The 15,427-nt window shown below is 46.4% G+C and carries 10 protein-coding genes; 6 read left to right on the top strand and 4 right to left on the bottom strand.

Annotation, left to right across the window (positions count from 1 at the left end):
• Window positions 1-245 precede the first annotated feature (245 nt).
• Both C1N53_RS06500 and dinB read right to left on the bottom strand, forming a co-directional pair.
• Window positions 246-2,750, bottom strand: coding sequence for a zinc-dependent metalloprotease (locus C1N53_RS06500; protein ID WP_137758536.1), 2,505 nt, complete (start codon window positions 2,748-2,750; stop codon window positions 246-248).
• A 101-nt stretch (window positions 2,751-2,851) separates the two neighbouring features.
• The gene (gene dinB, locus C1N53_RS06495) at window positions 2,852-3,931 is read right to left on the bottom strand and encodes a DNA polymerase IV (RefSeq protein WP_256377487.1); all 1,080 of its coding nucleotides are present in this window, start codon (window positions 3,929-3,931) and stop codon (window positions 2,852-2,854) included.
• 237 nt (window positions 3,932-4,168) lie between these two features.
• Here dinB and C1N53_RS06490 point away from each other — a divergent pair, with 237 nt between their 5' ends.
• The 3 genes from C1N53_RS06490 to C1N53_RS06480 all read left to right on the top strand — a co-directional run bounded on the left by C1N53_RS06490 (window position 4,169) and on the right by C1N53_RS06480 (window position 7,458).
• On the top strand, window positions 4,169-5,452 hold the full coding sequence (locus C1N53_RS06490; RefSeq protein ID WP_137758534.1) for a sorbosone dehydrogenase family protein: 1,284 nt from the start codon (window positions 4,169-4,171) through the stop codon (window positions 5,450-5,452).
• Between the two features lie 195 nt (window positions 5,453-5,647).
• A complete protein-coding gene (cysM, locus tag C1N53_RS06485) occupies window positions 5,648-6,526 on the top strand; it encodes a cysteine synthase CysM (RefSeq protein WP_137758533.1) in 879 nt (292 codons plus the stop codon).
• Window positions 6,527-6,603: 77 nt separating this feature from the next.
• The gene (locus C1N53_RS06480) at window positions 6,604-7,458 is read left to right on the top strand and encodes a pirin family protein (protein ID WP_137758532.1); all 855 of its coding nucleotides are present in this window, start codon (window positions 6,604-6,606) and stop codon (window positions 7,456-7,458) included.
• A 72-nt stretch (window positions 7,459-7,530) separates the two neighbouring features.
• Here C1N53_RS06480 and C1N53_RS06475 read toward each other — a convergent pair whose 3' ends face one another.
• Window positions 7,531-8,487, bottom strand: a complete 957-nt coding sequence (locus tag C1N53_RS06475) for a pseudouridine synthase (RefSeq protein WP_137758531.1) — start codon at window positions 8,485-8,487, stop codon at window positions 7,531-7,533.
• Between the two features lie 286 nt (window positions 8,488-8,773).
• Window positions 8,774-11,215, bottom strand: coding sequence for a zinc-dependent metalloprotease (locus C1N53_RS06470; protein ID WP_137758530.1), 2,442 nt, complete (start codon window positions 11,213-11,215; stop codon window positions 8,774-8,776).
• 417 nt (window positions 11,216-11,632) lie between these two features.
• Between C1N53_RS06470 and C1N53_RS06465 the strand changes: the two genes are divergently transcribed.
• From C1N53_RS06465 to C1N53_RS06455, 3 genes are read left to right on the top strand one after another with little or no spacing between them, the layout of a single operon-like run.
• Window positions 11,633-13,312 carry a GMC oxidoreductase gene (locus C1N53_RS06465; protein WP_137758529.1) on the top strand — a complete coding sequence of 560 codons (1,680 nt, stop codon included), beginning with the start codon at window positions 11,633-11,635 and terminating at the stop codon, window positions 13,310-13,312.
• A 34-nt stretch (window positions 13,313-13,346) separates the two neighbouring features.
• Complete coding sequence (locus C1N53_RS06460) at window positions 13,347-14,813, top strand: Gfo/Idh/MocA family protein (protein WP_137758528.1); 1,467 nt, start codon at window positions 13,347-13,349, stop codon at window positions 14,811-14,813.
• Between the two features lie 50 nt (window positions 14,814-14,863).
• On the top strand, window positions 14,864-15,427 hold the full coding sequence (locus C1N53_RS06455; protein WP_137758527.1) for a gluconate 2-dehydrogenase subunit 3 family protein: 564 nt from the start codon (window positions 14,864-14,866) through the stop codon (window positions 15,425-15,427).

Raw genomic sequence — 15,427 nt, 5'->3', positions numbered from 1 at the left:
GGAGTGGTAAAAATGAATGGGGTGAAACCGGAAAAGGAGGGGGTAAAAGAAGAATATTATCTATTTTGGAAATAAAAAAGCCCCGGCTCATCAGCCGGGGCTTCCGTTATATAAGGTAATAAGTATCTGGAAAAAATAGTTTTCTTTTAAAGAAAAAGCATGTTTTGATATAAAAATTGTTTATCAACTATTTACATAACAAAAAGTCTTATGTCTAATGTCTTGATACTTGTATCCTTTTATCACTAACTCTTGGGATTTAATATAGTATCTATTCGTACCAGCGCATCCTGCAGATGGTACTTGGTCATGGTATCCTGCGTTTTGGCAATAGAGGCTTTGATTTGCCCCTGAAGCGTCATCAGCTCGCCACGCACCATCGGACGGATATCAGACTGCGCCACATTTACAGCCGTACCTCTGGAGAAACGGCTGCCTGAGCTGCTACCTGTACTTTGCTCGTCCTTCATCAGGGAAGCCATGCTTTCCAGGTAGCCTCTTTGCAGGTTACGGCGGTACATATCCACTGTTTTACCTGTTGCAATTTCTGACCAGATGCCTGTTCGCAAATCAGCCATCATTTCCGGTAAAGTATAGGTCTTGTTCCCAAGTGATGCCTGGGCCTGCAGAATGCGACCCATTCGGTCTGCATCCAGTACATTGTTCAGCACCCTTACCTGTGCCTGGCTGATACGGTCTACAGTGCCGGCCCCTTCAAACTTGCGCAGGATGTTCTCGTCCAGCAACCAGGTGGGGGTAGCGAAAGTCTGCTCGTTCAGGAACTGCATCGCACGCTTCTGCTTTTCCTTTGGCACATAAGAGTAAACATCGCCTTTCTGACCTCCGGCTTTATAGTTCTCGTAAATACCGCCAATGTTTGCTGTTACGTGCCCCATATAGCGGTTCCACTGGCCGACAACCTGTCCATACATTTCCTCCAGATCCGCATAATCCTGGTTATTAGCCGTAGTCCATGACATCAGGTTCGGCATAATGCGCTTTAGGTTTGCAATACCGTAGGTACTTGCTTTCATGGCATCGTCGCCTAAATCCTCGGTTTGAGATGATGGGTCAACCGGGTTGCCTTGTTGACGGCCGAAACGGTACTTCGGGTCGTTCTCATGCTCCTTCACCCAGGCATTCAGTTTCGCTACGTTATCATATCCATTATTTTCAGGGAAATAGGTATAGCCCCATTTTACCGAGTATTTATCGTAAACACCTATGCCCGGCATTAGAGCCACACCTTTGTCTTCGGGCTGCGCCACATAGTTAAAGCGGGCATAATCCATAATAGACGGTGCAGTTCCCATCGCCTTGGTAAATTCTGCATCACGTAGTTTATCTACCGGGTAAGCAGCGCTGGAACCCATGTTATGAGGTAAGCCCAGCGTATGGCCGACCTCATGTGCAGCCACAAAGCGGATCAGCTCACCCATTACTTCATCTTTAAACTGAATGCTGCGGGCATCCGGATTAACGGCAGCAGTCTGTATAAAATACCAGTTGCGTACCAGGTTCATCACATTGTGATACCAGCCAATATGGCTTTCAAGAATTTCTCCTGAACGAGGGTCGTGCACATTGGGACCATAAGCGTTCTGTGTTTCTGAAGAGAAATAGCGGATAACAGAATAACGGGCATCTTCGGTGCTGAACTCAGGATCTTCTGCCGGAGATGGAGGATCTTTGGCTAAAATGGCATTTTTAAAACCTGCTGCTTCGAATGCTTTGTTCCAGTCTTCCACGCCTTTTTTCAGGTAAGGGCGCCATTTAAGCGGAGTGGCAGGATCTATATAGTAAACAATAGGCTTTACAGGCTCCACCAGTTCGCCACGGGCATAAGCCTCTTTGTCTTTTGGCTCCAGTTTCCAGCGCACGATATATCGGCGCTTAGCGGCACGCTGCTCATCAGTTCCGTAATCGGTCTGGCTGATGGTGAAATACCCTACGCGCTGATCGAATCTACGGGCAGGCATTGGTCTTTTAGGAAGCAGCACCATCGAGTGGTTCAGTTCCAGAGATATGGTACTTGAGTTTGAGTTTGAAGGTGCTTCTTTTGCTTCATAAGTCATCAGAGAGCGGGCCTCAATGTTCATCGGGAAGCTTTTAACACTTTCAATAAATGAGCGCTTATCATCCAGGCGGCTTACTTTGTACTGGTCACGTCTTCTTTTGTCGAGGCCTAAGGCAGGCACGTCTTTTGAGAAGAAATCGGTTACCTCTACCACCTGTGTACCGTTGTTGTAGGCTTTAATATCGAAGGCCTGTATAACAGGGGCAAAGTTTGAGTTTGTAACAGAATGAAAAATTTCAAGCGTATCGGCCGCCACATTTTGGGTAGACATCACGCGGAGCAGAATTTTATCGCCTTTCTTTTCCCAGCGCAGCATCTGCGTGTCGAGCTCTTCTCCGCCGTAACCAATGTTAGTGGCTGTTTTGGCAATACGGCTAACCAACAGCATGTCGCGGTTCAGCAAAGTATCCGGAATCTCGTAAAAGTACTTGTCGTCGAAGCGGTGTACTTTAAATAGGCCATCATCTGTTACGGCTTTAGCTGTGATAACTTCATTGTAAGGCCTCGGTTTGCCATCATCGCGTTTGGCAGCAGGTGCCGCTGAAGCCTCAGTAGCTTGCTTTTTAGCCTGTTCTTTTTTCTGCTTCTTGGTTTGGGCATACCCCGGAGGTGCCAGAAGAGCACCAGCCAGCAAGAGGATGGCAGCTTGTGCCAGACGTACTTTCTTACTCATAAAAAAGGTGGGTGATTAGTTTAGGTTAAAAGGTTTAAAGATAAATTATGTTAATTTGTTACTTCTAAGACTAAGGCGAAACCGTAAAGTTTAAAATACACTTAAAACTCTATGGTTAGCTGATAGCCTTCCTGTTTCTGATGCTGGTAAAACAGGTTGGAGGCAGAGATACCCAATAAGCGGACAGGGTAGAGGGGAAACTGCGGGGTGTACAGCAATTCGCGTGCAATTGTATAAATAGCATCAGCACTGTTAAAGTTGCTGAGGTAAGTTTTGCTCCGGGTGTTTAAGGTAAAATCGAAGTATTTAATTTTTAGAGTGATGGTTTTAGCTGAGGCCTGCAGCCTTTCCATGTCATAGGCTACCTCCCGTGCCAGCTTCTCCAACTCAGGAAGCATTTCTTCCGCTTCAGCCAAGTCTACTTCGAAGGTACGTTCAGAACCAATTGATTTGCGGATACGGTGCGGCTGTACTTCCCGGTTATCTTTTGCCCTGGCAATGTTAAAATAGTAGTGCCCGACTTTCCCAAAGTTCCTGACCAAGTCTTCCTCACTGCGTTGCCTTAGATCGGAGCCTGTGAGAATACCCATACTTTGCATTTTAGTGGCTGTCACCTTGCCGATACCATGAAACTTTTCTATAGCCAGTCCGGCTACCAGTTCTTCTGCTGTATCGGGTGTAATCAGCTTAAAGCCATCCGGCTTATTCATGTCTGAAGCAATCTTTGCCAGGAACTTATTAAAAGAGACTCCAGCGGAAGCCGTTAAACCTGTTTCTTCCAGAATACGCTTTTTAATTTCCTTTGCAATAATACTGGCAGATGGCATGCCGATTTTATTTTCCGTTACATCCAGGTATGCCTCATCCAGCGAGAGAGGTTCCACCAGGTCGGTGTAGCCATAAAAGATTTCCCGTATCTGCCGTGATACAGCGCTGTATACATCAAAGCGGGGCTTCACAAAAACAAGATGTGGACAACGCTGTGCTGCAATTTTAGAGGCTAGGGCAGAATGAACCCCGAATTTGCGGGCTTCATAACTGGCCGCAGCTACCACCCCTCTGGCCCTTGAACCGCCAACAGCTACAGGCTTACCACGCAGTTCCGGGTTATCCCGCTGCTCCACCGACGCATAAAAAGCGTCCATATCTATGTGTATGATTTTACGGACTGGCTGACTCAAAACAGAGACAAGTTTGCATTGCAAAGTACGCAATTATCAACTAAAAACCGGCCTTGTCTCTTGCTCCTTTTATACTTGTTTTATGAACCTATATAGAATTCGAGGGCAGATTAACGATGAGCAGCCGAAGGAGCCCATATAGATCATGTTCTGTTTTTGTTTTAGGCTTTAAGGTCTTTCTGCCCGTATACACTTGCTTGAAATTCATTATCATTTACATAATGCACTCAACCAACTATGAAAAAATTTAAGTATACGCTAATGGTATTAGCTGTAATGGCAGCTACGTATGGTTGCAACTCCAAGCAAAACCACGATGAAAACAGCCATGCGCAGCAACAAGCACAGGATAGCACAACTGTAGAAACAGCCGTACAAACCCTGAACCTGCCGGCACCTGACACAACACATGATGCCGAGAAGAGAAGCAATGTGATTGGCTGGTCAGATGGCCGCACGCCACAGGCACCAGCAGGTTTTTCAGTCACAACATTTGCCGGAGACCTGAAGCATCCACGGTGGATTTATGTGGCCCCCAATCAGGATATCTTTGTTGCAGAAAGCGATGATGAAGAGAAAAGCGCGAACCGGATCACCCTCTTCCGGGACACCAACAAAGATGGGAAACCTGATGTGCAGGAAGTGTTTGCAGAAGACCTGAACCAACCTTTAGGCATGCTGGTGCTGAACAATTACTTTTATGTGGCAAATACCGATGGCTTAGTGCGTTACCCTTACCGCAACGGCCAGACAAAGCTAAGCGGCAAAGGGGAAAAAATTGTCGAACTGCCTGCCGGTGGTTATAACCATCACTGGACACGGAACATCATTCCTAATGCCGACGGCAGTAAAATTTACATCTCAGTAGGCTCTGCCAGCAACGTAGGAGAGTATGGCATGCAGGAAGAGAACAGAAGAGCCGCTATTCTGGAAATTAATCCGGATGGGTCGGGTGAACGGATTTTTGCCAGTGGTCTTCGCAATCCTGTAGGAATGGCCTGGGCACCGAACAGCGCTACGTTATGGACATCTGTAAACGAACGCGACAACCTGGGTGATGACCTGGTGCCGGATTACTTAACAAGTGTGAAAGACGGAGGTTTTTATGGTTGGCCTTTTGCCTACTTCGGCCCTAAAGAAGATCCGAGAAGAGCCGGAGAACGGCCAGACCTGGTGCAGCAGACTATTGTGCCTGATGTAGCCTTAGGTTCTCATACTTCCTCGCTTGGCCTGGCCTTCTATACAGGTAATGCATTTCCTGCCAAGTATAGGAACGGGGCTTTTATCGGGCAGCACGGCTCCTGGAACCGTTCCGAATTCTCCGGTTATAAAGTACTCTTTGTTCCTTTCAACAACGGCAAGCCTGCTGGTAAACCTGAAGATTTCCTGACAGGATTTATAGCTGAAGGAGGTGGCGAAGATGTATATGGCCAACCGGTAGGCATAGCCGTATTACCTGACGGCGCGATGCTGATAGCCGACGATGCCGGAAATACGGTCTGGAGAGTCGCAGCTGAGTAAGATTAAGCAGCTTCATAAATTTAATGGCTCCTCCTTTAACAGGTGGAGCCATTGTGTTTCCAGTTAACACCTGCTGGGCACCAACAAAAGTGGCGGTGCAGCAGGAATGATCAGGAAAAAGCGCTGCTGTTTAAAGGTGACAAAAATAAGCCTTACCTTTGCTCGTAGAAATAAATACAGGTATAAAAATCTGATATGGCATATTTACTTGATTTTATAGGAAATACTCCTTTAGTGGAGCTGAAAAATATTAATGCCAAGCCTGGTGTTCAACTGCTTGCAAAACTGGAGGGCAATAATCCTGGTGGTAGTGTAAAAGACAGGGCTGCATATGGCATGATTAAAGGAGCTTTGGATTGTGGCAAGCTAAAGCCGGGCATGAAGCTGATAGAAGCGACCAGCGGAAATACAGGAATAGCCCTGGCTATGATTGCACGTTTATTCGGAGTGGATATTGAATTGGTTATGCCTGCCAACGCGACTTTAGAGCGTGTTAAAACCATGGAAGCGTTTGGTGCAACCGTAACCCTGACTCCAGCTGAAGGCTCTATGGAAGCTGCCATTGACTATGTCAACAACAAGTTCGCAGAAGGTGGCTACCTGGTGCTGAACCAGTTTGCCAATCCGGATAATTACATGGCCCATTACCATTCCACCGGACCTGAGATATGGAGAGACACGGCAGGAAACATCACACATTTTGTGTCTTCTATGGGCACGACAGGTACAATTATGGGTGTTTCACGCTATCTGAAAGAGCAAAATGAAGCAGTACAGATTGTAGGCACACAACCCGTGGAAGGTTCACAGATTCCGGGGATTAGGCGATGGCCACAGGAGTACCTGCCTAAGATTTTCGAAAGAGAACGAGTTGATACGATCATTGATGTTTCGCAGGCAGATGCAACCGCTATGACCAGAAGATTAGCCCGTGAAGAAGGCGTGTTTGCCGGCATGAGTAGTGGCGGGGCCGTATTTGCAGCCACGAAACTGATAGAAACCTTAGAAGAGGGCGTGGTAGTTTGTATTATCTGCGACAGGGGCGACCGCTATTTATCTTCAGACTTATTCTAATAGCTTCATATACTTAAAAAGAAACATATTTGTTTTTTAATTTGTATATACATTAATTGCCTATACAATTTTAAATTATGAGAACAGTAAAGAATATATATAAAGCAGTTTATGCTCCTATAGCCGACTTGGTTACTTACAGAGCTTTACCTACCCGAGAAGTAGAGTACATAGATCCGTTTCTTTTTCTGAACCACCACGGTCCGCAGACCTATCGCCCGAACAACCAGGGCTTGCCCTTTGGTCCGCACCCGCACAGGGGATTTGAAACACTTACTTTTATACTGGAAGGGGATATCATGCATGAAGATACCGGAGGCGGTAAAAGTGTGATAGAAGCAGGCGGTATACAATGGATGACAGCAGGAAGCGGATTAATTCATGCGGAGGTGTCTTCTGACAAATTTAAGAAAGAAGGGGGACCCATGGAGATTTTGCAGCTATGGTTTAACCTGCCCGCCAAATACAAAATGGATGCTCCAAGCTATATCGGGCTTCAAAAAGATAAGATTCCGGTAGTGACGGAAAACGATGGCAAAGTAAAGGTACATGTTGTTTCGGGTAATTGGGGTGATGTAAAGGGACCTGTAGAATCCCTGAGTGATATTCACATGGCTAGCATAGCACTGGAGAATGAAGGCCGTTTTTCGACACAGGTAGCCGCTGAAAGAAATATTTTCTTCTACGTAGTGCGGGGTGCTGTTAGAGTAAACGGTGAAACTGTAGAAAAGCTCCATCTGGTAGAGTTCGGGCATAACAGTACCGAAGTAGAAGTGGAGGCCACAGAAAATGCTGTTATCCTATTTGGCCATGCCTTGCCTTTTAATGAGCCGGTTGTTGCGCAGGGGCCGTTTGTTATGAATTCGGAGGCTGAAATTATGCAGGCCTACCAGGATTACCAGAATGGAAAAATGGGCAGATGGCAAGGGTAATCGCTATAGGATTACATTTCAAGAGTCCCTGTAAATAAAAATTTGCAGGGACTCTTGCTGTTTTAAATCACCTTACCTGGATTTGCGTGATGCATTTCCTCTGCCCACCGAACCTTTGGTTGTGGTTCTGGAAGAACCCCTTGTGCCTCTTTTAGTTGGGCCTCCCGTTGTTTTAGATGTTTTTCTTTTTGCTGCTGCACCGGCTGGTCTGCCAGGCCTGGCTGGCGCGCTTTCAGACCTTTTACCGTTAAAGGTATTTGTTCCTCTTCCGGCTGAACTGCCAGAGCGAGAGGCTCCAAAAGGTTTGCGACCTGCTACTTTCGAGGAGAGAACTTTTTTCAGTTCGTCTACCTCAACCGGGGTTAAGGTGCGCCAATGTCCTGTTGCCAGTTGGCTGATCGTTAGGTTTTGGATACGGGTTCTTTTAAGCTTTACCAGCTTATACCCCTGCGCTTCAACCAGGCGCTTCACGTGGTGGTTCGTTCCCGGTTCCAGCACTATTTTAAAGCGGGTAGGGTCTAATCTGGAAATGTGGTTCTTTTTTGATTCCTCACTAAACTCAGCAGGCCCGCTCACCTCACTCATTTTCTCCAGAAAAGCCGGAGTAATCACTTTATCTACTGTTACTATATATTCCTTCTCATACTTATAATCTCCCTTGGTCATTCTGTTTACCAGGTCTTTATCGTTACTTAGGAAAATAAGTCCTTCCGCATCACGGTCCATTAAACCGATGGGTTGTAAAGAAGCAGGATGATTAATGGCACTGATGATATTATTGCGAACAGATCTGTCGGCACTGGTTGCAATGCCAGCAGGTTTGTTTAAAGCCAGGAAAACAGGTTCTTCCTCCCGTACTGAAAGAATCTGGTCGTCTATGCGTACTTTATCTTTAGCAGTAACCATGGTGCCCGGCTGCGGAATTTTACCGTTAACTGTAACTCGTCCCTGTTCAAGCAGCTCATCAGCTTCTCTACGGGAGCAAAAACCAGCATCACTTATATACTTGTTTAATCTTTTCGGTTCCATAATGTATAGGGCATTGAGCAGGTATAGAATAGTTTACTGCTTTTATGCAATGCCAGTTTAAATTGAAACCGCGAAATTACAGGAAAAGGATTGCTTTACCTATTTCTGCGCCTGAAGTATTCTTGATGTAAGCAACACCAGATTTTCTGAGAATTACAAACCGATGGAATCAAGCGCGAATAATTACTCATTTATCATGTACATGAGCTTCTAAAAACAGCTTATACTGTTATAAAAAAAAGAAGGACCAGTAGTATTATGCTGGTCCTTCTTTTTTAAGTGCGTTTTATTCACATCCTAAAACGCCGCCGCTTCCTATGGGCGCGCCAGGTGGTAAGTCTAGTACTTTAGCAGGTTTAACTTCTTCAGGATTTTCTATTCTTGCCAAAGCGAAAGTTAAATGTACTTTATAAGCATCGGTACGGGTACGTTTCGCCTGTTTTGCAGCGTAGTATTTTATGTCTGAAAGAGCTTCTGCTGCAATTGCGCGAGCCTGATAAGAGGCATTCTCATTCTGCGTGAGTGCCAGCAGATGGGATAGCACAACTTGTTCTGTCTGAAACTGCACTTCTCCTGCAAGACCTTTTTCACGGTTGCTTTTCCAGGTATTATCTATAAGTTGTTGAGTTACATCCTTTAAGGAGAGGCTGTTGCCCCGCGCGCCCAGTTCCACTAAGCGGGAGGCACGCTGAGGATGCAGCAAAAAGGAAACTGTAAAATCAGCGGAAGCCTCGGCCGCGGCAAGAGGATCGAAGGTGAGACCGGTTCGCTTGACAAAAAGCTCACGACTGCTGCGTATACCTGGTGCGCGAGGCGGTATTAGCCTGATGATATTTTCCGGCAAGGTAAGTACTGCCGGTGAAAGCGTCTGTAACATGGCATCAAGGGCTTTTTGCTGCTCCTGTTTTTGCAGGACTTCCGTAATTACCTGTCCATCTCCCCGCACCGCATAGGTATAATTTACACCGCCCACCAGTTTAGCTGCAGCCTCTGTCTGGTACCGGTGGAAATTATAGATTGGCACCAGCACATCTTCCAGGGTACTTAAGGCGGCACCTTGTTTAATATTGTTTTGAGAAAAATGCTGAAGCGCCTTCTGCCTTACCTGTAGCACCCGCAGCAGTTCATCGGAGGCGCTGCTGCCGTTATCCCAGAGGTGTGCCAGGGGATGAGCTCCACCGGTAGCGCGGGCATCCTGATCCGAAATAAAAAGCAGGCCTTTGCTTCTGCCTTCAGCCAGTATGTCATCCAGCGCTTTTTTCTCGTTAGTACCCTGTTGGAAATCCTGGTAGCCATAGGTGACGGCAATTTTATCCCATTCGCCTATACCGGTTGCATATGCATTGTTCAGGTCAATAGCTCCTGAACTGCTGAGGTGTACCATCGGGTGCGGATAATCCATGACAGAGGCATTGTTATTGGCGGCATAGTTATGCATGATACCCAAAGTATGCCCCAACTCATGCGCAGAAAGCTGCCGGATACGCGCCAGGGCCATCTTCATCAGAGCCTGGTTAACAGGTTTTCCTTCTTCATAAGGTGCCAGTAAGCCTTCGGCAATCAGGTAGTCCTGCCTGACACGCAGAGAACCCAGAGAAACATGCCCTTTTATAATCTCCCCTGTTCTGGGATCTGTTACAGAGGCGCCATAGGACCAGCCACGGGTGCTGCGGTGTACCCACTGGATCATATTGTAGCGTACATCCATCGGATCGGCTGTGTCGGGTAATATTTCTACCTGAAAAGCATTCTGATAACCTGCTGCCTCAAACGCTTGGTTCCACCACCTGGCACCTTCCAGCAAAGCCGAGCGGATTGGCTCGGGGGCTCCATTGTCCACGTAGTAAACGATAGGTTTTACAGCTTCTGAAACAGCTGCAGCAGGGTTCTTTTTCTGCAGGCGGTGACGCGCAATGAATCTTTTCTCAATGTTTTCATCAACAGGTGTGGCATAATCAAAATAGGAAATGCCAAAGTAACCTGCCCTCGGATCTGCAGCGCGTGGTTTATAATTGTTATCCGGCAGTTCTATAAAAGAATGGTGCTGGCGCAGGGTCAGGGCCTGCACATCAGGGGCCACTTCGCGTACAAAGCGACCGGCATCATCTCCGCCGGTAAACGTAAGGGTGCTTTCAAACTCGGTGTTTTTCGTAAAGTTTTTGGTGCGTGGCAAATAGATGGCAGAGCGGCTATTGTCAAGGCGGTAGCTACCTTGTCTTGTTCGCCGGATACTGCCAATAACATCGTGTGCATCGCGTAGGAGGAAGTCGGTTGCATCAACTAATACTCGACCACCTTCTTCGGCTTCTGCTTTAAATCCCCATAAAATGGATTTGGCAAAGGATTCATCAACTGCCCGCTTTTCATGCGCATTATCTGTAACGGCACGATAGGAGAGGTTAGGCTGCACGAGCATGATTTTCGGACCGGTTTTTTCAAAATACACTACCCGCTCTCCGCCTAGCTGCCCTCTGTCCAGCCCGATGTCGTTGGAACCTAAGCCCGCGGGCAATGAATTGACATATAAAAACTCCTTATTCAGCTTATCAACTTCAAGCCATATTTTACCGGCAGCTTCATCATAATAAAAAGTAAAATATCCCTTGTACTGTTTCATACCAGTTGTTTTAGAAGCAATGGTAGACAACTTCTGCGCATGGCCGGGTGCATGTACAAATGGGAGTAGAATGAGTAACAGGATTACGCTCCTGAAGCAGTTTTTTAACATAAGTAACAGGTTTAGTTAGATTAGGAACTATTAAGGTTATCCTATATTAGGTATTTCTGATAGAATAAAAAAGTTAAAGTGTAAAGCATTGCTTTTACCTGAATGATAAATCCGCTGATAGTATTTTTTTATTCTTGCTTCATATGCTTTAATCTCCTGAAATTTTATCAATTAACGAGTTCATTTGGCAACTGCCATTACTTTTAACATGATTTTATTAAATGATATAAAATTTAAATGAGTACTCACTTTAATTTCGATAAATTATTAAATATATTTATCTATTTGATTTTCAGTAAATTATTTAAATTTATTGTCATAACATCGGTATTAGATAACTGAAAGCGTAGCCGAGCCCTTTGTTTTAGCAATTAGAATTTCCTATACTTAGCTAGTAAAAACACTATAGTCACCCTTATGGCCGAAAATATATATGATGCGATTGTGGTGGGTTCTGGTATTTCTGGAGGATGGGCAGCGAAAGAACTCACTGAAAAAGGATTAAAAACTATCATGCTGGAGCGTGGTCGGAACATTGAGCACGTGAAGGACTATGTAAACGCTAACAAGCACCCCTGGGAGTTTGCTTACCGGGGAGGGCGATCACAGCAGATGATGGAGGACCATCCTGTTCTGAAGCGGGATTATGTGCTGAACGAGGCAAACCTTGATTATTGGGTTAACGAAAAGGAAAGTCCGTATACCGAAACGAAGCGCTTCGACTGGTACAGAGGCTATCATGTGGGAGGAAGATCGCTGATGTGGGGCAGGCAAAGCTACAGGCTCAGCGATCTTGATTTCGAAGCAAATGCCAAAGATGGCATTGCCGTTGACTGGCCGATCAGGTACAAAGATATTGCTCCCTGGTATAGCTATGTGGAGAAATTCGCTGGTATAAGCGGGGCCAAAGACGGACTGGCACATTTACCGGATGGGGAGTTTATGCCTCCAATGGAAATGAATTGTGTTGAAAAAGACGTTGCAGCCCGCATTAAAAGCCATTACAAGGGAAACAGGCATATGATTATCGGTCGCGTTGCCAACATAACGCAGCCGCACCACGACCGCGTTAACTGCCAGTACCGGAACAAGTGCTGGTTGGGTTGTCCTTTTGGCGGTTACTTCAGCACCCAGTCTGCTACACTGCCTGCTGCTATGGCAACAGGTAATTTAACCCTCAGGCCCTTTTCTATTGTTACCAAAATCCTGTACGACAAAGACACTAAGAAAGCGAAAGGAGTAGAAGTGCTCGATGCCGAAACAAATCAAACCTATGAGTATTTTGCCAAAGTAGTTTTCTTAAATGCTTCCACACTAAATTCTACCTGGGTGTTGATGAACTCAGCCACAGATGTGTGGGATGGAGGCCTGGGCAGCAGCAGCGGTGTACTGGGCCATAACCTGATGGACCATCATTTCAGATGTGGAGCTTCCGGTACAGCTGAAGGCTACGACGATAAATATTATTATGGCCGCAGGCCGAATGGCATCTATGTGCCGCGTTTCAGAAACCTGAACGGCGAAAAGCGGGACTACATCCGCGGCTTTGGTTACCAGGGTCGTGCAGGCAGAGACGGCTGGAGCCGTGAAATTGCTGAAATGTCTATTGGTGCTGATTTTAAAGAAGCACTGACGGAGCCGGGAGAGTGGTCTATGGGTATAGGTGCTTTCGGTGAAACGCTGCCATATCATGAAAATCTTGTAAAGCTGGATCATACTAAAAAAGATAAATGGGGTTTGCCTACGCTGGCCATCGATTGTGAAATCAAGGACAACGAGAAAAAAATGCGCAAAGACATGATGGAAGATGCCCGCGAAATGCTGGAAGTTGCCGGCATTAAGAATGTGAAGACCTATGACAATGGCTATGCAATGGGACAAGGCATACACGAAATGGGTACAGCACGTATGGGCCGCGATCCTAAAACTTCTGTGCTGAACCAGTGGAACCAGGTATGGGATGCTCCAAATGTGTATGTAACTGATGGCGCATGTATGACTTCAGCTGGTTGCCAGAACCCATCGCTCACTTATATGGCCTTAACAGCAAGAGCAGTAGATCATGCGGTAGGCGAAATGAAGAAACTGAATATCTGATCCCAATTTTAGATTTATTTTAAAATCATTTAAGATGGCAGAAGAAAAAGACAAAGGCGAGGCCTTGTCAAACTCCAGGAGAAACTTTCTGAAAGCAGGAGCACTGGCCGCCGCCGGTTTTATGATTGTACCACGCCATGTGCTCGGAGGAAAGGGCTTTATAGCACCAAGCGATAAACTCCTGATTGCCGGTATTGGCGTAGGAGGGAAAGGCGAAAGCGACATCAAGAGCTTTTATGACAGCGGTAAAGCTGAGATTGCTTTTTTATGTGATGTAGACGACAGAAGAGCCGCTACGTCCCGCGAAAGATTTCCGAAGGCTAAATACTACAAAGACTGGCGGGAACTTTACGACAAAGAAGCTAAAAATTTTGACGCCGTTTCTGTGTCTACTCCCGACCATAACCACGCGGTGCAAACCCTGTCAGCCATGCAGTTAGGCAAACATGTTTACGTGCAAAAGCCACTGACACATGATATATATGAAGCCCGTATGCTGACAGATGCGGCAAAGCGATATAAAGTTGTGACGCAAATGGGTAACCAGGGAGCATCAGGCGACGGTGTTCGTCAGCTTCGGGAGTGGTACGATGCCGGTATCATAGGAGATGTACATACTATCTACTGCTGGACCGACAGACCGGTATGGCCGCAGGGGATTCCCTGGCCCGGCGGAAAGGCCGAAGTTCCTAAAGAACTCGACTGGAACCTGTGGCTAGGTACAGCTCCGGAGAAGGATTATGTAGAGAAACTGGTGCCGTTTAACTGGCGCGGCTGGTGGGATTACGGTACAGGCGCATTAGGGGATATGGGATGCCACTTAATTGAAGCCCCTTTCAGTGTGCTAAACCTTAAGTATGCCACCGATGTGCAGGCTAGTGTCGGCAGTGTGTATGTCGATGAGTTCAAGCGCGGCTATTTCCCGGAAAGTTGTCCGCCTTCCAGCCACGTCACTCTTACCTTCCCAAAAACAAACAAAACCAAAGGCCCTGTTACCCTGCATTGGATGGATGGAGGTATACAGCCTGTGCGTCCGGATGAACTCGGCCCTAACGAACTTTTTGGCGACGGCGGTAACGGCACACTATTTATCGGTACAAAAGGAAAAATGATGGCCAGTACTTATGCCGAAAACCCGCGCTTGCTGCCAACTTCTAAAACAGAAGAAATTAAAGTAAAACAGAAGCTTGCCCGCGTACCAAACGGAGCACAAGGCCATTATGCGCAATGGGTAGAAGCTTGTCTGGCTGGTCCTGGCAAAAAGGAAGTAAGCTCTCCTTTCGAAATGGCTGGTCCGCTAACCGAGGCATTGCTGATGGCTAACCTGGCTATTCGTGGAATAGATATTCGTAAACCTCGTCAGAATGGGAATGGCTTCGACTATCCGGGCAGAAACATCAAGCTCCTGTGGGATAACCAGAACATGCGCATAACCAACTTCGACGATGTAAACCAGTTTGTAAAGCGTGAATACAGAAGTGGCTGGACACTGGGTGCCTAGGCAAATCCAGTGTGAGCTAATAAATACAATGAAGTGTAGCAACAAATAATATGAACAGAAGAGAAGCAATATCAGCTGTTGCCTGGCTTTTGGGAGGAACGGTAGTAGGAGCCGATCTGCTGGTGTCCTGTACTTCTAAGCCAGTACAGGTTAATTCTTTATTTAATGCAGACCAAGTGGCGCTTTTAAACGAAGTAGCCGAAACTATTTTGCCGGCAACCAGTACACCGGGTGCAAAAGAGGCAAAGGTCGGCGACTTTATGGCCCAGATGGTGCTGGACTGCTATAAGAAAGAAGACCAGGAGGTATTTACAGCAGGAATAAATAAACTTGACCAGGCAAGCAAGGCAAAATACGGTGACACGTTCATGTACCTGGATAAGGCAAAAAAAACTGCTTTGCTAACAGCACTCGACCAGGAACAGAAAGAGTACCAGTCTTCTAAAAAAAGCGAAGACCCGAATCATTATTTCAGGATGATGAAAGAACTGACACTGGTAGGGTACTTTACCTCAGAAGTGGGTGCTACGCAGGCGCTACGTTATGATCCGGTGCCCGGTAAATACGACGGCTGCATGCCTTATAAGAAAGGAGATAAGGCCTGGGCTACCTGA

Source organism: Pontibacter sp. SGAir0037 (genome assembly GCF_005491705.1).
Lineage (GTDB): Bacteria > Bacteroidota > Bacteroidia > Cytophagales > Hymenobacteraceae > Pontibacter.
This window is presented reverse-complemented; position numbering and strand designations above follow the sequence as displayed.